We start from the raw sequence: 18,910 nt of genomic DNA, 5'->3' as shown, positions 1-18,910 counted from the left end.
CCGCCGCCCCGCAGACCGGACAGGCCAGCCGGGCCGTATCGCACGACACCTCGAAGTGGATCGCCCCCTCATCCGGACGAAACGACACGCTGTCTACCGCCCACGGCGGCGTCAGCCCCAAAGCCTGGGTGAAGAGTTGTTCTTGCATCCGCCAAGGCTGACATCATCCGGCGGCCCGTTCCACACCAGACGCGATGGAGCCCAGAAAAAGCGGCAATGAGCAGAATAGTCATGAAGCGAGCCACGGTTCTCACCTTGTGACGTCTAACGCTTCGCTTGAGGGGCTAGGCGTTTAGCCGCGTCCCTCTCGAAGCGATTGTTAGGCTTAGTAACAGACTTCTCGCCACTCATACTGGCGAGTGTGCTCATTGTAAATTTGGCGCTGAATACAATTTGATGTTCCGATCGGTGGAACTCGTGGTCTCTGAATTGGTTCAACAGAAGGCGGTGTTATTGGGCAAACCCTCGGTGGGCAGATTGGCTCAATATCTAGCGTGCTCGAACAAACTGCCCGGACCTCACCGTTCATACATACGCACTGGCATGCTGCATTTGCATTCGAGGCCAGCGCTGCGCCTCCAAACAAAGTGGCCAGCAACAATATTGTTTTCATCTCCCTCTCCTTTCAAGCCTAACACCTAATCGACCCCAAAAATGGAGCGTGGCAGGATAGTGTGAGCCCGGCGGCCACTTGTCAAGGCGATGTATGCGTCCACCACCTTTGGCATTCGGCTTGGTCACTGGCCAGTTTGCGTAATGCGCAGCGTGGCCTTCGGGGCGATGCCGCGGTCGAGTGATTGCAGTTCGATTTCATACTGTCCCATGCGGGCGGTGGTGGGTTTGCCGCCCATCGGGCTGGTATTGAGGCTGAATTCTTTTCCCGGGCCGTGGGTGGGGGTCCAGCGCAGGTGGATTTCGGCATTGCCTTCCCACACGCATTGCACGCCCGGTGGACAGCGGGAATCGTTGATCAGGGCGAGATAGGCGAGCTGGCTGGCATCGGGCAGGCGGGCGTGTTCGCCCAGCGACAGGACGAGTATCAGCGGCGCAGACGGTGTTTCACCGGGGGCGGGGGGTGTGGGCATGGCGGCGTTCTCTGGGCGGGGGGCGGCCGCCTGTGGGCTGGCGGCGCAGGCGGCCAGCAGAAGGGCGGCAAGGGCGGGCAGCAGGCGCATGGCAACCTCCAAGAGGGGGTTGCGTTGGTATAGCACGTTGCCGGCGGGGATGGCGGCCAGTGTGGGCGCGGTGTGGCAATTCCCGGATATGTCAGAAAGCCCGGCTGGCCATGAATGGCGCTGTGCAGACTTTTTCAGTGATCCTCGCCGGCGCTGTCAGATGCCAGTCGGTCGGCCAGCCGGGTGGGTTCGGGCAGGCGGTAGGTGGTGGTAAAGCGCATGACCAGTTCCGGCACCGAGGCCATCGCCACTTTGTGGCCGGGCGAGACCACCAGCGGCAGGCAGCCGGGTTTGCTGCGCAATAGCCAGCCGATTTGTTCGCGTCCGTCGCGCAGTGGGGTGAATGCGCCGCGGGTCTGGTGCAGTGGGGTGCGGGATTCCCCGATCAGGAGTTTTTTGCCGACGCCGATACTGGGCAGGCCGGTGACGATGCCGAAATGGGCGGCAATCCCCAGCCGGCGCGGATGGGCGATGCCATGGCCGTCGATGAAGGCCAGGTCGGGCGTGCCGTGCAGGTGCGCCAGGGCGTCCAGCATGGCCGGTAGTTCGCGGAAGCTGAGCAGGCCGGGCAGGTAGGGCATGCGGGTGGGCAGCCGGGCTAGGCGGGTTTCCAGCACGTCCAGCGTGTCGGCATCCAGCAGCACCACGGCGGCACGGGTGGTGCGGCCGTCGTCCTCGAAGCCGACATCGAAGCCGGCCACGGTGCGCAGCCGTTTGGGGAACTGGTCGCGCAAGATGACTTGGTGGGCCAGGCGCAGTTGTGCCTCGCGCAGTGGGGCGGTGTCGCCGGTCCAGTCCGGAAAAGCCGTGCTCATGGCGAGAGGGCGGTTAACAGTCCGCGTGCCGCCTGCAGACGGGTGGCGGCATCGGGCAGGTCCAGGGTGATGCGCAGCTTGTCCGGGCCATCCATGCGGTAGTGCTTGGGTTGGCCCTGAATCAGCCGGATCACCGTCATCGGGTCCACCTGCGGTTTCTCCACGAACTGGATGCGCCCGCCGGTCGCGCCCAGATCCAGTTTGCGGATGCCCAGACGGGTGGCCTGCAGCCTGAGTTCGGCGATGGCGAACAGGTGGCGGGCCGGGTCGGGCAGCAGGCCGAAGCGGTCGATCATCTCCACCTGCAGCTCGCGCAGGGCGTCAGCATCGCGGGCGGTACTGATGCGCTTGTACAGGGTCAGGCGGGTGTGCGGGTCGGGCAGGTAGTCGTCGGGAATCAGCGCCGGGATGTGCAGGTCCACGTCGGCGCCGTGGCGGTCCACGTCGTCCACGTCGGGCAGCTTGCCCTGCTTGATGCTGCGCACCGCGCGTTCCAGCAGCTCGGTGTAGAGGCTGAAGCCGATCTCGGCCATCTGCCCGCTTTGTTCCTCACCCAGCAGCTCGCCGGCGCCTCGGATTTCCAGATCGTGGGTGGCCAGGGTGAAGCCGGCGCCCAGTTCGTCCATGGCGCTGATGGCATCCAGCCGTTTGCGAGCGTCTTCGGTGATGCTGCGGCGGTCGGGGATCAGCAGGTAGGCGTAGGCACGGTGGTGGCTGCGGCCGACGCGGCCACGCAGCTGGTGCAGCTGGGCCAGGCCGAAGGTATCGGCGCGATTGATGATGATGGTGTTGGCGTTGGGGATGTCGATGCCGGATTCGATGATGGTGCTGCACAACAGCACGTTGAAGCGCTGTTTGTGGAAGTCCAGCATCACCCGCTCCAGCTCGCGCTCGGGCATCTGCCCGTGGGCGATGCCGATGCGCGCATCCGGCACCAGCGCTTGCAGGGTTTCCTGCATGCGGACGATGCTGGCCACGTCGTTGTGCAGGAAGTACACCTGACCGCCGCGTGCCAGCTCACGCTGGAACGCCTCACGCAGCAGCGCCTCGTCCCAGGCATGCACGAAGGTCTGCACCGCCAGTCGGTTGGCCGGTGGGGTGGCGATGATGGACAGATCGCGCAGGCCGCTCAGCGCCATGTTCAGCGTGCGCGGGATCGGCGTGGCGGTGAGCGTCAGCAGGTGCACGTTGGCGCGCAGCTTCTTCAGCGCCTCTTTCTGGCGCACGCCGAAGCGCTGTTCCTCATCGACGATCACCAGCCCCAAATCTTTGAATTTCACGTCAGGCTGGAGCAGGCGATGGGTGCCGACGATCACGTCGATCCCGCCCTGCGCCAGCTTGTCCAGGGCGGTGGCGATTTCTTTCTTCGACTTGAAGCGCGACAGCACCTCCACCCGCAGCGGCCAGTCGGCGAAGCGGTCGCGGAAGTTGCGGTAGTGCTGCTCGGCCAGCAGCGTGGTGGGCACCAACACGGCCACCTGCTTGCCGGCGCTGGCGGTGGCAAACGCGGCGCGCACGGCCACCTCGGTCTTGCCGAAGCCGACGTCGCCGCAGACCACGCGGTCCATCGGCAGGCTGGATTGCAGGTCGCGCAGCACGGCTTCGATGGCGGCCAGCTGATCCGGGGTTTCCTCGAACGGGAAGCTGGCGGCAAAAGGTTCGTACATCGCCCGGTCGATCTGGATCGCCAGCCCCTGTCGGGCCTGGCGCTTGGCCTGGATCTCCAGCAGTTCGGCGGCCACGTCGCGCACCTTTTCCGCGGCCTTCTTGCGGGCCTTGGCCCACTGATCACCACCCAGGCTGTGCAGTGGTGCGGTGTCCGGGCTGGCGCCGGAATAGCGGCTGATGCGGTCCAGCTGCGCCACCGGCACGTACAGGCGGTCGCCCTTGGCGTATTCGATTTCCAGAAACTCGCCGGGCATGCCGCCCACGTCCATGGTCACCAGCCCGCGGTAGCGGCCAACGCCGTGGTCTTCATGGACGATCGGCGCGCCCACCGTCAGCTCGCCGAGATCGCGGATGATCGCCTCCGGTTCGCGTCCGGCCCGCTTGCGGCGGCGCGGTTGGGCGGCGCGTTCCGGGAACAGCTGGCGTTCGGTGAGGACGCACAGCGCCGGGTCGTCGAGGGCAAAGCCGTCTTCGATGGGGGCAACAGTGATGGCGAACCGGACGTCGCCGTCGGTGAACGCGGACCAGCCGTCCAGCACTGCCGGTGTGAGTGTCGCCGCCTGCAGCACTTCCAGCAGGGCTTCGCGCCGGCCGGGCGAATCCGCGGCCACCAGCACACGGCCCGGATAGTGCGCCAGAAAGTCGCGCAGGGCTTGCCCTGCCGGGCGGTCTTTTTCGACCATCGGCAACACTGGCGCCGGTTGCAGCGGCAGGGCGTGGGCTTCGGCATGGCGCGGATGCGACGGGCCGCAGACTTCGACGCAGGCAGTGCGGTTGAGGCGTTCGCGCAAGGCGGCGGGTGGCAGCCACACCATCTCGGGCGGCAGCAGCGGGCGTTCGAGGTCGTGGCGCAGCTGTTCGTAGCGGTGGCCGATCTGATCCCAAGCCTGCTCGGCGGCGTCCAGTGCGCCATCGCCCAGCAACGGCAGGGTGGTCGGATCCAGATAGTCGAACAGGGTGTCGGTGCGTTGCCCGGTCTCGCGTTGGGGCGCAAAGAACAGCGGCAGGTAGTACTCGATGCCCGCTGGCGCCAGCCCAGCCTTGAGGTCCTGCACCAGCGCGCTGCGGCGCAGGTCGATGTCGAACTGTTCGCGCAGTGCCTCCAGCGCCCGCTGGATGTGCGGTTCGGTCAGGGGGACCTCGCGGCCCGGCAGCAGGGCGATTTCCTCGCAGCGATCCTGCGAACGCTGGGTGTCCGGGTCGAAGATGCGGATTGAGTCGATTTCGTCATCCAGCAACTCGATCCGGAACGGCGTCGGCGCGCCCATCGGGAACACGTCCAGCAGACCGCCACGCACGGCGAAGTCGCCGGGATCCAGGACTTGCGGCACATGCCGGTAGCCGGCCTGCTCCAGCCGGCGCTGCTCGGCGGCCAGATCCAGCCGCTGCCCCAGGCGCAGTTCGAACCGTCCGCCCAGCACATGGCTGCGCGGTGCCAGCCGCTGCATCAGTGTGGCGGCGGACACCACCACCAGCCCGCGCCGCAACTCCGGCAGCCGCGCCAGTGTGGCCAGACGCTGGTTGATGATGTCCGGGTGCGGGCTGAAGCGGTCGTAGGGCAGGGTCTCCCAGTCTGGAAAGCCCAGCACCGGCAGCGCCGGATCGTCACCGGTCAGGGTGTGCAGGTCGGCTTCCAGCTGGTGGGCGGCATGGTTGTCGCGCGCCACCACCAGGACCGGGCCGGGGTGCTGGCGGGCGGCCGCCAGGGCTGCCAGGGCCTGTGCGGTCGCAGAGGCAGGTGCACGCCACCAGGCGCGGCGCTGGCTGGCACGGGGCAGGGGAACGGTGAAGCGGGAAAGGACATCGACCATGAAAAACACCAGCGCCGGTCACATGGGCCGGCGCATCAGGGCAAGGAACGTGGCGCGATTGTACCGGTGGGGTGCCCCGCGGCGGGCGTGCGGTCAGTCGCGTGGCGTATCGCCATTCGTCGCGGTTTGGGTGGCCGCTGGCGGCAGCTCCAGCACCATCCGTACCAGGCCGGGTTCCAGGGTCGGCTCGCGGTGGAAGCCCAGCGATGCGGCCAGTGTCTGCATCGGCAGGTTGCTCTCCAGCACATGGCCGTAAATGCGCTGCACTTTGCGGCCTTTGGCCCAGCGCACCAGCCGGCGCATCAGGTGGCGGCCCAGCCCCATGCCGTTGATGTAATGGCTGACCAGGATGGCGAACTCCGCATCCTTGCCATTGGCGTCGATGCAGATGCGGGCCACGGCCCCCACCAGCGCTTCGCCTGGCGGCAGCGGTTCGGCGGCGACGAGCGCGAACTCGCGGCGCGGATCCGGGTGGGTCAACTGGTACAGCAGGGTGGCGTCGAGTTCTTTCAGCGGATGCAGAAAGCGTTGCCGGACTTCTTCCGGTTCCAGCAGGCTGAAGGCGGCCCGCATCGGGCCAGCGTCCTCGGGACGGATCGGGCGGATCAGCAGCTCGCGTCCATTGCGCAGACGGATGTGTTCGTGCCAGGGAGGCATGCGGTTACGACGGGCCATGGCGGCATGATCGCGTGCTGAGGGTTAAAAAAATGAACGCCGAGTATCTACGAAACGGGTCAGGCCGCACGCCGGCGCAGGCGCGTGGCCAGGGCAAGCAGGGCCAGCACGATCGCCCCGGCCAGCATGCCGACCCCGGCATCGAGCAGGGCCGACCACAGCCAGCCTGGCGGCACCGCCTGTACGGCCTCGCTTAGTCCGTGCAGCGCCGGCAGGCCGTGCCTGAGGATGCCGCCGCCGACCAGAAACATCGCCGCGGTGCCCGCCACCGAGAGCAGCCGCATCAACGTTGGCGCCAGCTTGAGCAAGGCCCGGCCCAGCCGTGCACGCAGTCCACCATGGCGGGCCAGAGACAGGCCCAGGTCGTCGAGTTTGACGATGCCGGCCACCAGCCCGTACACGCCAATCGTCATGGCCACGGCAACCGCCACCAGCACTCCCAGCTGCACCGATAGCGGTTTGTCGGCCACCGTGCCCAGTGCGATCACGATGATCTCGGCGGACAGGATGAAGTCGGTACGCACGGCGCCGGCAATCTTGTCGCGCTCAAATGCCACCAGATCAACGTCTGGATCAGCGACGGCCGCTTCCAGGGCGTGCTGGTGGTCTGCATCAGCCCTCCGGTGCATCAGGTGATGGGTCACTTTCTCCATGCCTTCAAAGCACAGATAGAGGCCGCCCAGCATCAGCAACGGCAGGATCAGCGGGATCCCCACGCCGCGGCCGCGCAACCAGGCTTCCAGCGTTGCGATCACTACGGCGGCCGGGACCAGGATGGCCTTGTTGCGCAGCGATCCTTTGGCTACCGCCCAGACCACTGGCAGTTCCCGGTCGGCGTGCGTGCCGGAGACCTGCTGGGCATTCAGCGCCAGATCGTCGCCCAGCACGCCGGCGGTCTGTTTGGCGGCCACTTTCGTCATTGCCGCCACGTCATCGAGCAGGGTGGCGATATCGTCGAGCAGGGCAAAAAAACCAGAGGCCATCGAAATCAGCAGACAGGTTGGTGGGTGACAAGGGCGGTTGGGTCGTGTAGCAAGGGGCAGCGCGTGGCAGGGGACGCGCCTGCGTGGGGCGTCATGGAGGGGCGCGCAGCCAGTCCACGCGGGTACTGGCGCCGGCTTCGCCAAGTGCGTCGCGCAGCGCCTCCAGCGCCGAGCCCATGGCGCTATCGAACTGCCAGGGCGGGTTGAGCAGCAGCATGCCGCTGCCATTCATGCGGAGCGGGGAATCATCCGGTCGCACCAGCAGTTCCAGCAGCAGGGCCGACTTGGCGGGCAGGCGGGCGGCGGCCCGGCGGAACGGCTGCAGGGTGCGGCCCTGCTTGATCGGATACCACAGGGCGAACATCCCCTGGGGCCAGCGAATGAGGCCGTCGTGCAGAGCCGCCAAGGCGATGTCGAACTCCGCCAGCTGCGCTTCATACGGCGGGTCGATCAGAACCAGGCCGCGGCCGAATCGGGTGGCGCCATGACGCGGAGGGAGCAGTGCCTTGAGCGCCTGGTAGCCGTCGCGTTCATGCACGGTCAGACGCGGATCGCCGGCCAACTGGCTGCGCAGCACATGCGCTTCCTCCGGATGCAGTTCGCAGACGGCGATACGGTCCTGTGCGCGCAATGCGTATCCCAGCAACCAGGGCGAGCCGGGATAGGCGCTATCGCCATGGCGCGCACGGCAGGCCTGCACCGCGGCCAGATAGCGGCGCAGTAACGGCTGACGTGGTGATTCGGCCAGCAGCCGGCTGATGCCGTCGCGGGCCTCGCCGGTGGTCTGGGCCGCCTCGCCATCCAGCCGGTACAGCCCGCGGCCGGCGTGGGTGTCCAGCGCAAAGCAGGGCGAGGGCTTGCGGGTCAGGGCGTCGCACAGCGCCAGCAACACCACGTGCTTGAGCACATCTGCATGGTTGCCGGCATGGAAAGCGTGGCGGTAGTTCATTGCGGGGATTGTCGCATTGATATCGGCCCCGGACGTTGCGCCGTGCGGGAGCCCGAACACGTCGAGAGTTCCGTCAGCCTCGGGTGGGGGTGGTGTGATCTTCCGTAGAATCAGCCCATGCACACGCTTCCCGTGATCCCTGGAATCACCCTGCACACCCTGTCCGGCGCGGCCATCCTGCCGCATCTTCAGGCCATCGCCGCGTTGCGGATTGCCGTGTTTCGCGATTGGCCGTATCTGTACGACGGCGATCTCGCCTATGAGCGCGAGTATTTGCGGGTGTATGCGGCATCGCCGCGCAGCATCGTGGTACTGGCCTGTGATGGCGCACGCGTGGTGGGGGCCAGCACCGGCCTGCCGCTGGCCGAGGACGATGCGGCCTTCCAGGCGCCGCTTCTGGCGCATGGGTTCGATGTCGGGCAGGTGTTTTACTGCGGCGAGTCCGTGCTGCTGCCCGAGTACCGTGGCCGTGGTATTGGGCACGCGTTTTTCGATGCCCGTGAAGCGCATGCGCGGCGGCTGGGCGGGTTTGCCTGGACGGCCTTCGCGGCGGTCGATCGTGCCCCGGATGACCCCAGAAAACCCGCCGGTCATCGTGGCAACGAGGCGTTCTGGCACAAGCGCGGCTATGTGCGGCAGCCGGGCATGACCATGCAGCTGCACTGGAATGAAGTCGGGGTCGGTGAAATCGCGCACGCGCTGACGTTCTGGCTGCGACCGTTGGAGGCGGCATGAAGGTCGCGGTTTGCCGTTATCCGGTCGCCATGCCGGCCGACATGCACGCCTTTGCTGCGCGGCTGGAGGCGCTCCTCACGGACGCGCGCGCTCAAGGTGCGCGGCTGGCCGTGCTGCCGGAGTATCTGGCACTGGAGCTGGCGGCCAGCTTCGCTCCGGACGTGCGCGCCGACCTCAAGGCCTCGCTGGCGCAGTTGCAGCCATTGCGTGGCGACTGGATTGCCCTGTTCACCGGGCTGGCCCGGCGGCTGCAGATGCACATCCTGGCCGGCAGCTTCCTGCTCGAAGTGACGCCGGGGCGCTATCGCAATCGCAGTGACCTGTTCACCGCCGACGGTGGGCACTGCTGGCAGGACAAGTTGCAGCTGACCGGGTTCGAGAAACGCAGTGGTGTGATCGAGCCGGGTGAGGCCGTGCACGTGATGCAGCTCGATGACATTCGGGTGGGCATTGCGGTGTGCTACGACTGCGAGTTTCCGCTGCCGGTGCGCGCCCAGCGTGAGGCGGGGATGCAGTTGCTTTTGGTGCCCAGTTGCACCGATACCGATGCCGGCGCCACCCGGGTACGGGTCGGGTGTCTGGCGCGGGCGCTGGAGAACCGGATCTATGTGGCGCAGGCGGTGACCGCAGGCGAGGCCCGGTGGAGCCCGGCGCTGGATGTCAACACCGGGCAGGCGGCGCTGCTGGCGCCAATGGACGTGGGGCTGCCTGCCGATGGCATCCTGGCGCAGACCGAAGGTGATGCCTGCTGGGCGCTGGCGACACTGGATTTTGCTGCATTAGAGGTCGGCCGTGCCCAGGCGCAGGTGGCCAACGATCTGGACTGGCCCGGCCAGAATCGCTTCGCCCTGCGCCGGGCCTGCCTGCAGCCGCCGGTCCGGCCATGACCAACGGCCCGTGAGGTGCTGCATTGCCGCTGGCAGACTCGTCATTCAGTCAACCCTGTGGCGAGGATGGGCGATGAAACACTGGCTATTGGCGGCGGCACTGTTGGCGGCAGGTCTTGGGTGCATGGGCGATGCCGTCGCGCAGCCGGCCGTGCAGGAGCAGGTCGATCTGGACATGACCGCGCGCATCCGTCAGGAAGCGTTCCAGCGCTCGCAGGTGATGGCGCTGCTCGATCACCTCACTGACGTGATCGGCCCGCGCCTGACCAACTCTCCGGCGATGGCCAAGGCCAACCAGTGGGCCCGTGAGCGGTTCAGCGAGTGGGGGCTGGCCAATGTGCATGACGAGGCGGTGGAGGATCTCGGGCGCGGCTGGCAGTTCACTCACGCGGATGTGCAGATGCTCAGCCCGCGTGCGATGCCGCTGCATGCGCTGCCCAAGGCCTGGACCCCGGGCACGCCGGGGGCGATCGAGGGCGAGGCGGTGCAGGCCAAACTGGAATCGGACGCCGATCTGGCGCAGTGGCGAGGCAAGCTGCGCGGCAAAATCGTGTTTCTCGACGAGGCCCGTCCGTACAAGCCTGGTGACAAGCCCGATTTCCAGCGCTACAGCGCAGCGGAGCTGGAAGAGCTGTTGACTTTCCCGATGCCGCGCGCACGCAAGCCTCTTCTGGTGATGGCGCCACGGATCAACCAGTTCCTAAGCGACGAGGGTGTGCTGGCGACGGTGTCGATCAGTAGCAGGGATGACGGCATCGTGCGGGTGATGGGCGGCGGTTCGCGCAAGGCCGGCGAAGCGGTCGGCGTGCCGGCCTTGGTGATGGCGGCCGAGCACTACAACACCGTCGTCCGTGCCCTGCAGCGCAAGGAACCCGTGCGGCTGCGGCTGGATGTGGATTCGCGCTTTCTGGACGACAGCAACCAGCCCGGCTACAACACCATTGCCGAGCTGCCCGGCAGCGGCCCGCATCGCAATGAGGTGGTGATGCTGGGCGCGCATCTGGATTCCTGGCATGCCGGTGCGGGCGCCAATGACAATGGCGCAGGTGTGGCGGTGATGATGGAGGCCATGCGGATCCTCAAAGCGGTCGGCGCCCGCCCCGACCGCACCATCCGGGTGGCGTTGTGGACCGGTGAGGAGCAGGGCCTGCTGGGCTCGAAGGCGTATGTCGCCCGGCACTTTGCCCGCTTCGAGGAGCCCGACGACCCGCAGCAACGGGCGCTGCCTCCATTCATGCGTCAGCAGCGCGGCAAGCTGATCAAGCTGCCTGGGTATGACAAGATTTCGGCGTATTTCAATCTCGACAACGGCAGCGGCCGGATCCGCGGCATCTATGCCCAGGAGAACCTCGCCGCCGCGCCGATCTTTGCCGAGTGGCTCAAGCCCTGGCACGACGTTGGGGCCACCATCGTCACCCAGCGCAACACCGGCAGCACCGACCATATCAGCTTCGATGCGGTGGGCATCCCGGGGTTCCAGTTCGTGCAGGATCAACTGGATTACTTCAGCCACGTCCATCATACCGAGCTGGACGTGCAGGATCATGCGGTGGCGGATGATCTCAAGCAGGCTGCGGCGATCGTGGCCGCCTTTGCCTACCATGCCGCGATGCGGCCGCAGCCGATTCCGCGCAAGCCGATGCCAGACGCCCGCTGAGCACAGCACGGGGCAGGCGGCTGACCGGTCAGGCCAGATCCAGCACCAGCGCCACGCCCAGATCCAGCATGTCTTCGAGCTCGCCCTCCAGGTCGGCGCGCAGCAGCGGTCTGGCCTGCAGCCAGCGACGCTCCAAGTGCAGCCGCAGCGTGTTGCCGCTGGCCGACAGCCGGATCCCGGTCAGCGTTTCGTCGCGGCGTGCGCGGTGCAACACGACCGCCAGCCGCAGCAGCGCCGCACAGCGGCGGGCGGATGGCTGCAGCCGTTCGGGAAGCTGCTCGAACGCCGATTTCGGCACGCTGCGGCGATGGCAGCGCACCAACGTGGCCAAAAAGCGCTGCCCCTGCTGCGAGAACCCGGCGATATCGGAGTGCTGTAGCACGTAGGCGCCATGGATGTGGTAGCCGCTGTGCGCGATCGCCAGGCCCAGTTCGTGCAGGCGCGCGGCCCGGGAGAGCATGGCGCGGTCCTCGCGGCCCAGCCCCCAGTCGGCGGCGACCTGGTCGAACAGCATCAGCGCGGTCCGTTCCACCCGTTGCGCCTGCGCCACATCCACGCCGTAGCGTTGCATCAGTGCGGCCACCGAGGCTTCACGCGGATCATCGGCACCGTCACGGCCGAGCAGGTCATACAGCACGCCTTCGCGCAGCGCGGCCTTGCTCACCTGCAGATACTCCAGACCGAGCACGGCGAATGCGGCTTCCAGCACCAGCACGCCACCGGCGATCACTGGGCGGCGATCATCGGACAGGCCGGGCAGGTCGATGTCTTCGATCCGACCGGCCATGAGCAGGCGATCCCGCACCTTGTGCAGGGCCTCGCGGCTGATCCCGCCGGTGCCTGCTTTCATGGCCGCACAGATATTGGCCAGCGCCTTGTGGGTACCGGAGGTGCCGATCGCCTCGTCCCAGCCCAGGTTGCGGTAGGTGGCCGCAAACTGCTGGAACTGCAGTTCCACTTCGGTCAGTGCGGCCTGCCAGCGTTTGCGGCCGAGTTTGCCGTTGGGGAAAAACCGGCGTGTGCTGGCGATGCAGCCCAGTTGCAGGCTTTCCCGTTCCAGCGGCTGGAAGCCGCGGCCGATGATGCATTCGGTGGAACCGCCGCCGATGTCGATCACCAGCCGTTTCTGGCTGGGCTCCGGGGGCTGCTCGTGGGCCACGCCGAGATAGATCAGGCGTGCTTCCTCGCGTCCGGAGATCACGTCGATAGGGTGTCCTAGCGCGGCTTCGGCCGGGCGCAGGAAGACGTCCGGATTGCGGAGCTGGCGCACGGTATTGGTCGCCACTGCGCGTACCTGTCGGCGTGGGATGTGGGCGACCCGTTGGCCAAACCGGTCCAAGCAGGCCAGGGCCCGGTCGCGCACGGCCGGATCCAGCCCGCCCAATGCGTTGAGCCCCTCGGCCATGCGCACGGTCTCGCGTAGCCGGTCCACCACCCGCAGCTGGCCCAGGACGCGCTGGGCCACGACGATGTGGAAACTGTTTGAGCCCAGGTCGATTGCTGCGATCAGGTCGCCGTCGCGCACGGCATCGGGTGGGGTGGTGGCACTCATGCCGGATGCACACGCAGGCAGGGAGACATGCGCGGCATTATCACCGATCGCGCCGGGCCGCATTCGATGCGACGCGGCGGGCCGGTATGCGCGCTTTATGTATAGAGCTCTTCCAGTAGCGCCAGCTGGGCCGAGAACGCCGCTTCACCCTCGTCAGGCGTGCAGCGCTGGTAATGACCATCCGGCAGCAACTGCCAGGCGTTCTGGTTGTCGGCCAGGTAGTTGAGCAGGCCTTCACGGTAGACACGGTGTGCCACCAGCGGGTCGAGGATCGGGAAGGCCACTTCGACCCGGCGCAGCAGGTTGCGTTCCAGCCAGTCTGCCGAGGCGCAGAACAGTTCTGGCTGACCGTCATTGCCAAACCACCAGACCCGGTGGTGTTCCAGAAAGCGGCCGACCACCGAGCGCACACGGATGCGTTCCGACACACCGGGGATGCCCGGGCGGAGCGTGCAGGCGCCCCGCACGATCAGGTCGATCTCGACGCCGGCTTGCGAGGCCTGGTACAGCGCCCGCACCACGGTCGGTTCGTTGAGGGCGTTCATCTTGGCCACGATCCGGCCCTGTTTGCCTGCGCGTGCGAGTGCCGTTTCGCGGGCGATCCGATCCAGCACCCCCTGGTGCAGGGTGAATGGCGACTGCAGCAGGCGTTGCAGTTTGAGCGGGGCCGCCATACCGGACAGTTGCTGGAAAATCAGATGCACGTCCTGGGTGATCGCCGGGTCGGCGGTCATCAGGCTGAAATCGGTGTAGGCGCGTGCTGTGCCACTGTGGTAGTTGCCGGTGCCAAGGTGTGCGTAGCGGCGCAGCACATGGCCCTCGCGGCGCACGATCAGCAGCATCTTGGCGTGGGTTTTGTAGCCCACCACCCCGTACACCACCTGCACACCGGCATCCTGCAGGCGGTCGGCCAGACGCAGGTTGGCTTCTTCGTCGAAGCGCGCACGCAGCTCCACCACCACGGTCACGTCCTTGCCGTTGCGTGCCGCCTGGATCAAGTGCTCGACGATGGGTGAATCCTTGCCGGTGCGATACAGCGTCTGCTTGATCGCCAGCACGTCCGGATCCTCGGCGGCCTGACGGATCAGCTCAAGCACCGGTGTGAAGGCATCGTAGGGATGATGCAGCAGCAGGTCGCCCTGGCGGATCAGGTCAAACATCGCCTCCATGTCGCGCGGTATCCGCGGGGTGAACGGGCGGAACTTCAGATCCGGCCGCTTGACCATGTCATAGACCTGGATGGCCCGGTTGAGGTTGACCGGGCCGTTGATCTTGTACACCGCGTTGTCCGACAGCTCGAAGTTGGCCAGCAGCACGTCCACGATGTCCTGCGGACAGCGCTCGTCGATTTCCAGCCGGACTGCACGCAGATAGCCGCGTCCGAGCAGCTCGTCGCGCAGGGCCAGCGCCAGGTTGTCCACGTCGTCTTCGTCGAGGATCAGCTCGGAGTTGCGGGTGACCCGGAACTGGTAGGCCCCCTTGACCTTCATGCCCGGGAACAGCTCGTCCACGAATGCCGACAGCACCGTGCTGAGAAACACGAAATCGTGGCTGGCTTCACCCGCCTCACTGGGGAGCTGGATGATGCGCGGCAGTGAGCGCGGTGCCCGCACGATGGCCAGATGGCCTTCCCGCCCGAACGCATCGCGGCCTTCCAGCCGCACCACCACATTCAGGGATTTGTTGAGGATTTTGGGGAACGGGTGCGCCGGATCCAGCGCCAGGGGCGACAGCACCGGCATGATCTCCTCGCGGAAATGACGGCGCAGCCACTCACGCTGGCGCGGGCTCCATTCCTTACGTTGCAGCAGGCGGATGCCTTCGTCGGCCAGTGCCGGCCGCAGCTCCTCGTCGAAACAGCGGTACTGCGCGCGCACCAGCTCGGCTGCGCGTTCGTGGATGCGCTTGAGCAGGATTGCCGGATCCAGCCCGTCCACGCCGGGCGGCAACCCAAGTTCCACCGCATGGTGGATCGCGCCGCCGCGGATCTCGAAAAACTCGTCGAGGTTGGTGCAGGAAATGCACAGATAGCGCAGCCGTTCCAGCAGCGGCACTGTCGGATCCTGGGCCTGGGCCAGCACCCGGAAGTTGAAATCGAGCTGGGACAGCTCGCGGTTGGCATACAGCGCGGGGTCGCGCAGACGGGCATCGTGGGTGTCGATGTTCATGGGGCAGCCGCTTCGGTCGAATGGGCCTGCCGGGGCAGGACCCGGTCAGCAGTGAAGACGCAACTGAAGATACTCCCGACGCCGACTTCGCTGGAGATCTGCAGCCGGGCGCCGTGCAGACCCAGGACATGCTTGACGATCGCCAGCCCCAGCCCGGTGCCGCCGGTTTCGCGCGAGCGGCTGGTGGACACGCGGTAGAAACGCTCCGTCAGGCGCGGCAGATGCGCGGCCGGGATGCCATAGCCGGTGTCGTGCACCGCCAGTACCGCGCCGCCATCGGGCAGGCGGCTGAAGCGGATCACGATCTCGCCGCCATCGGGGGTGTACCGCACCGCATTGCTGACCAGATTGCCAAACGCGCTGTGCAGCTCCTTGCTGGCACCGCGCAGATCCACCTGTGCCTCGTCCTCGACCCGGATCCGGTGGCGGCCATTGCTTAAGGCGTCCGCTTCCCGGCGCAGGGTGGCCAGCAGCGACGCCATGGCCACCTCTTCCTCGGGCAGCTGGTCGCGCGCTTCCAGTCGGGAGAGGGTGAGCAGGTCTTCGACCAGCCGGCTCATGCGTTGCGATTGCCGGCGCATCTCCGAAAGCAGCGGCCCCCATTCCGGGTGGTCGTCGCCGTCCAGCAGTTCCAGATAGCCGTGGATCACCGTCAGCGGTGTGCGCAGTTCGTGCGAGACATTGGCCACGAAATCGCGGCGCATGTGTTCCAGCCGCAGCAGCTTGCTGACATCGCGGGCCAGGAGCAGCCAGAGTTCATCCGAATACGGCAGCAGGCGCAGGCTCAGGCGTAGGCTCGGGTCGACCGGCGAGGCCACGTCTTCCAGTGGTTCGGCGTGGCGGCCGGCGGCCAGCCAGCTCGCCATCGGCAGCGGCTGTAGGGCATCAGTGACGGGTCGGCCATGGTCGCGTGGGTAGCGCAGCCCCAGCAAAGGCGTGGCGGCTTCATTGAACCAGAGGATGCGCTGGCTGTTGCGATCCACCAGAACCACGGCATCCGGCAGGGCGGTGGCGACGGCGCGGTAGGCGCGCAACATCGCCAGCAGGCGGCGTTTGCGTGCGCGCATCTCCAGTTGGCCGCGGTACAGCAGCGCGTCCAGCCGGCTCCACACGCCCGTGCCCTGGGGTTTAAGCCGCTGCCGCGTGGCCAGCCGCTGCAGCAGCCGGTGCAGGCGCCAGTAGTGCCAGGCGAGGAGGCTCAGCGCGGTCAACGTCAGCGCCGGCCACACCTGGTCCAGCGCCAGCCCGACCAGCAGGCCGCCACCCAGGACCAGCCCTAGGTGGAGCAGGGTACGTAGCCAGGCGTGGCGGTCGATCGGCAGCATGGTGGCAAGTATCCCGTGTTACGGGCGCAAAACACCTGCGCCATCGGTCATCCATGGCCGGTCCTGCGGCGGCAGGGGCCGGACAGCGTCCAGGTGCGGGTCAGTGTGCGTTGGAGAAGCGATAACCAGCGCCGCGCACGGTCTGCACCATCGCATCCAGGCCGAACGGTTCCAGGGTCTTGCGCAGGCGGCGGATGTGGACATCGACCGTGCGTTCCTCCACGTACACACTGCCGCCCCAGACATGATCCAGCAGCTGGGCACGCGAATACACCCGTTCCGGATGGGTCATGAAGAAATGCAGCAGGCGGTACTCGGTGGGGCCCATCTGCACCGGATGCGGGGTGCCATCGTGTTCGGCGAAAACCCGGTGCGCCGCACCATCGATCCGCAGCGCCCCGACCTGCACGCTGCCATCTTCGTCGTCCTCGCGTGAGCGCCGCAGTACGGCCCGGATGCGGGCCAGCAGCTCGCGTGCCGAGAATGGTTTGACCACGTAGTCGTCCACGCCCGCTTCCAGCCCATTGACGCGGTCGTTTTCCTCGCCGCGGGCGGTCAGCATGATGATCGGAATGTCGCGGGTCAGGGCGTCCCGACGCCAGCGCCGCGCCAGTTCCAGGCCGCTGGTGCCGGGCAGCATCCAGTCGAGCAGGATCAGGTCGGGCACGCGTTCGGCGATGCGTTCCTGGGCTTCGCGGGCATCTGCGGCCAGCTGTGGGATGTATTCGCCCTTGCGCAGGGCAAAGGCCAGCATGTCGCGGATCGCGGGCTCGTCTTCGACGATCAGGATGTGCTTTTGCATGGCTTGCAGGCGTCTGGCACGGCAGGAGTGTCCACGATTAGACGACGGTGCGGTGACAGTTTCGTGACGTTGTCACCAATCCGACAGCCCCAGCCGGTTCACCGTGTCATCGCGCACCCCCTGCCGGCGCAGTTCCAGCACCACCGGGGTGATGGCGGCGATACGGGCGTCGATCCGTGCCCGGGCGTAATAGTCGAGATCGGTGCGCTTCTTGAGGTTGTTGAGCTGGACCAGCGCCTGCTCGGGACGACCGGACAGGTAGGCGGCCTCGGCCCAGGCTTCACCGGCACGGACCGGGTCGCCGGCGATCTCGTTGGCGCGGGCATAGGCCTGCTGGAAGGCCAGATCGGTGGCGGACTGGCTCAGCAGCGGGCGCAGCACCTCGACCGCACGCTGCCCGGCCTCACGGGTATTGCGCTCGCCCAGCAGGCGCGCATAACTCAGGGCCAGGGCGCGCTGACCGGGCATGCGTGCCAGCAGGGCGTCGAAGCGACGGTCGGCCTCGGCAAGCAGACCGCTGCGCGCTTCGGCCTGGCCCAGCGCGATCTGTAGCCAGAGATTCTCTGGATGCTGCCGGGCCAAGGGTTGCAGTTCACGCAGTGCGTCCTCGTTCTGTCCGGACTGCAGCTGGGCCAGCGCCAGCCCATAGCGTTGTGCCGCATTCAGGGGTTGCTTGGACGCCATCTGTCGGTATTCGGCCAACGCCTGGGCAGGGGTGGTGGCGCTGAGCACACGCAGACGTTCCCTGGCCCAGATGAACTCTCCGGTCGGGCCCTGCGTCAGCCGGCTGGCGCTGGCCGGTTGCAGATTGGCCGGCAGCAAGGGGTTGCTGTTGCCGGCGGTCACCGGCAGCACCAGCCGCCCGGACACCAGCTTGTCGGCGCGTTCGCGCGCCTCGCTGATACGCGCCAGGGTGAGCGGGTGGGTTTGCAGATAGGCTGGCAGGGCGCTGCGCTCGTCGCCCTGGTTCATCCGCACCACACCTTGCAGGGTCTGGAAGAAATCGGCCATTGCCTCAGGGTCATAGCCAGCGTTGGCCAGCAGACGGATGCCGATGCGGTCGGCTTCCGCCTCGTTGTCGCGGGTGTAGTCGATCTGTCGCTGTTGCAGCAGCCCGAAGCCGGTCATCAGTGCCGCCGAGGCCGCATCACCGCTGGAGGTGCCGCCAGCTTTCTGTGCCGCCACGATTGCCCCCAGGGTCGCCAGCAGGATCGGCAGACTCTCGCGCTGTGCTTTCTCCGCTCCGCGTAGCACGTGTTGCTGGGTGACGTGGGAAATCTCGTGTGCCAGCACGCCGGCCAGCTCGTCTTCGCGCGCGGCGGCCAGCACCAGGCCGGAGTTGACACCCACATAGCCGCCCAGCGTGGCGAAAGCGTTGATCTGCCGGTCGCGCAGCAGGAAAAACGTGAACGGCTGCTGCGGCCGGTCGCTGGCCGCCACCAGGCGCTGGCCGACCTCATTCAGCCAGCCGTCCAGCAGCGGATCGTCCAGCACGTAGCCTTCATGCCGCAGCTGGGCCAGCACCATCGCCCCGTATTCGGCCTGCTTGGCCGGGGAGAGCACATTGCCGGCCGAGGAGCCAATATCCGGCAGGCGCCGGTCCTGGGCATGGCCTGCGCCGGTGGCCAGGGTGAGCAGCAGTGCGCAGAGCGGCAGTCGAAGATTCATGGCGACAGGATGCAGTGTTGCCGGGATGTGGACGTGAACG

Annotated in this window: 14 protein-coding genes; 3 read left to right on the top strand and 11 right to left on the bottom strand. The window is 67.0% G+C overall.

Going from position 1 to position 18,910, the window contains the following annotated elements:
• Window positions 1–737: 737 nt before the first annotated feature.
• The 6 genes from BUA29_RS12010 to BUA29_RS08110 form a co-directional block, all read right to left on the bottom strand.
• Window positions 738–1,175, bottom strand: a complete 438-nt coding sequence (locus BUA29_RS12010) for a hypothetical protein (protein WP_072756097.1) — start codon at window positions 1,173–1,175, stop codon at window positions 738–740.
• A 134-nt stretch (window positions 1,176–1,309) separates the two neighbouring features.
• Complete coding sequence (nfi, locus tag BUA29_RS08130; RefSeq protein ID WP_072756096.1) at window positions 1,310–1,990, bottom strand: deoxyribonuclease V; 681 nt, start codon at window positions 1,988–1,990, stop codon at window positions 1,310–1,312.
• Window positions 1,987–5,469: a transcription-repair coupling factor gene (mfd, locus tag BUA29_RS08125; protein ID WP_072756104.1), complete on the bottom strand. Its 3,483-nt coding sequence runs from the start codon at window positions 5,467–5,469 to the stop codon at window positions 1,987–1,989. Before mfd ends, nfi begins: the two co-directional genes overlap by 4 nt.
• A gap of 93 nt (window positions 5,470–5,562) precedes the next feature.
• Entirely contained in the window at window positions 5,563–6,144 is a 582-nt protein-coding gene (locus tag BUA29_RS08120; protein WP_072756095.1) for a GNAT family N-acetyltransferase, read from the bottom strand.
• A 59-nt stretch (window positions 6,145–6,203) separates the two neighbouring features.
• Window positions 6,204–7,127 (bottom strand): DUF808 domain-containing protein, encoded by a 924-nt coding sequence (locus tag BUA29_RS08115; protein ID WP_072756094.1) that lies wholly within the window; start codon window positions 7,125–7,127, stop codon window positions 6,204–6,206.
• A 91-nt stretch (window positions 7,128–7,218) separates the two neighbouring features.
• Window positions 7,219–8,076: a 23S rRNA (adenine(2030)-N(6))-methyltransferase RlmJ gene (locus BUA29_RS08110; protein ID WP_072756093.1), complete on the bottom strand. Its 858-nt coding sequence runs from the start codon at window positions 8,074–8,076 to the stop codon at window positions 7,219–7,221.
• A 117-nt stretch (window positions 8,077–8,193) separates the two neighbouring features.
• On the opposite strand from BUA29_RS08110, the gene BUA29_RS08105 reads away from it, so the two are divergent.
• From BUA29_RS08105 to BUA29_RS08095, 3 genes are all read left to right on the top strand, one after another.
• Window positions 8,194–8,811 (top strand): GNAT family N-acetyltransferase, encoded by a 618-nt coding sequence (locus tag BUA29_RS08105; RefSeq protein ID WP_072756092.1) that lies wholly within the window; start codon window positions 8,194–8,196, stop codon window positions 8,809–8,811.
• Window positions 8,808–9,698 (top strand): carbon-nitrogen hydrolase family protein, encoded by an 891-nt coding sequence (locus BUA29_RS08100; RefSeq protein ID WP_072756091.1) that lies wholly within the window; start codon window positions 8,808–8,810, stop codon window positions 9,696–9,698. The genes BUA29_RS08105 and BUA29_RS08100 overlap by 4 nt, the downstream gene beginning before the upstream one ends.
• 73 nt (window positions 9,699–9,771) lie before the next feature.
• Window positions 9,772–11,355 carry a M20/M25/M40 family metallo-hydrolase gene (locus BUA29_RS08095; protein WP_072756090.1) on the top strand — a complete coding sequence of 528 codons (1,584 nt, stop codon included), beginning with the start codon at window positions 9,772–9,774 and terminating at the stop codon, window positions 11,353–11,355.
• Between the two features lie 28 nt (window positions 11,356–11,383).
• On the opposite strand, the gene ppx is transcribed toward BUA29_RS08095, so the two are convergent.
• From ppx to BUA29_RS08070, 5 genes are all read right to left on the bottom strand, one after another.
• Window positions 11,384–12,907 (bottom strand): exopolyphosphatase, encoded by a 1,524-nt coding sequence (gene ppx, locus BUA29_RS08090; RefSeq protein ID WP_072756089.1) that lies wholly within the window; start codon window positions 12,905–12,907, stop codon window positions 11,384–11,386.
• A gap of 95 nt (window positions 12,908–13,002) precedes the next feature.
• Window positions 13,003–15,075: a polyphosphate kinase 1 gene (ppk1, locus tag BUA29_RS08085; protein WP_072756088.1), complete on the bottom strand. Its 2,073-nt coding sequence runs from the start codon at window positions 15,073–15,075 to the stop codon at window positions 13,003–13,005.
• Window positions 15,072–16,400 (bottom strand): phosphate regulon sensor histidine kinase PhoR, encoded by a 1,329-nt coding sequence (gene phoR / locus BUA29_RS08080; RefSeq protein WP_072756087.1) that lies wholly within the window; start codon window positions 16,398–16,400, stop codon window positions 15,072–15,074. The genes ppk1 and phoR overlap by 4 nt, the downstream gene beginning before the upstream one ends.
• Window positions 16,401–16,500: 100 nt before the next feature.
• A complete protein-coding gene (gene phoB / locus BUA29_RS08075) occupies window positions 16,501–17,202 on the bottom strand; it encodes a phosphate regulon transcriptional regulator PhoB (RefSeq protein ID WP_072756086.1) in 702 nt (233 codons plus the stop codon).
• Between the two features lie 72 nt (window positions 17,203–17,274).
• Window positions 17,275–18,870 (bottom strand): beta-barrel assembly-enhancing protease, encoded by a 1,596-nt coding sequence (locus tag BUA29_RS08070; protein WP_072756085.1) that lies wholly within the window; start codon window positions 18,868–18,870, stop codon window positions 17,275–17,277.
• Window positions 18,871–18,910 lie beyond the last annotated feature (40 nt).

This window comes from Thermomonas hydrothermalis (assembly GCF_900129205.1).
GTDB lineage: Bacteria > Pseudomonadota > Gammaproteobacteria > Xanthomonadales > Xanthomonadaceae > Thermomonas > Thermomonas hydrothermalis.
Note: the sequence above shows the minus strand (reverse complement) of the source record. Positions and strands in the feature narration are given on the sequence as shown.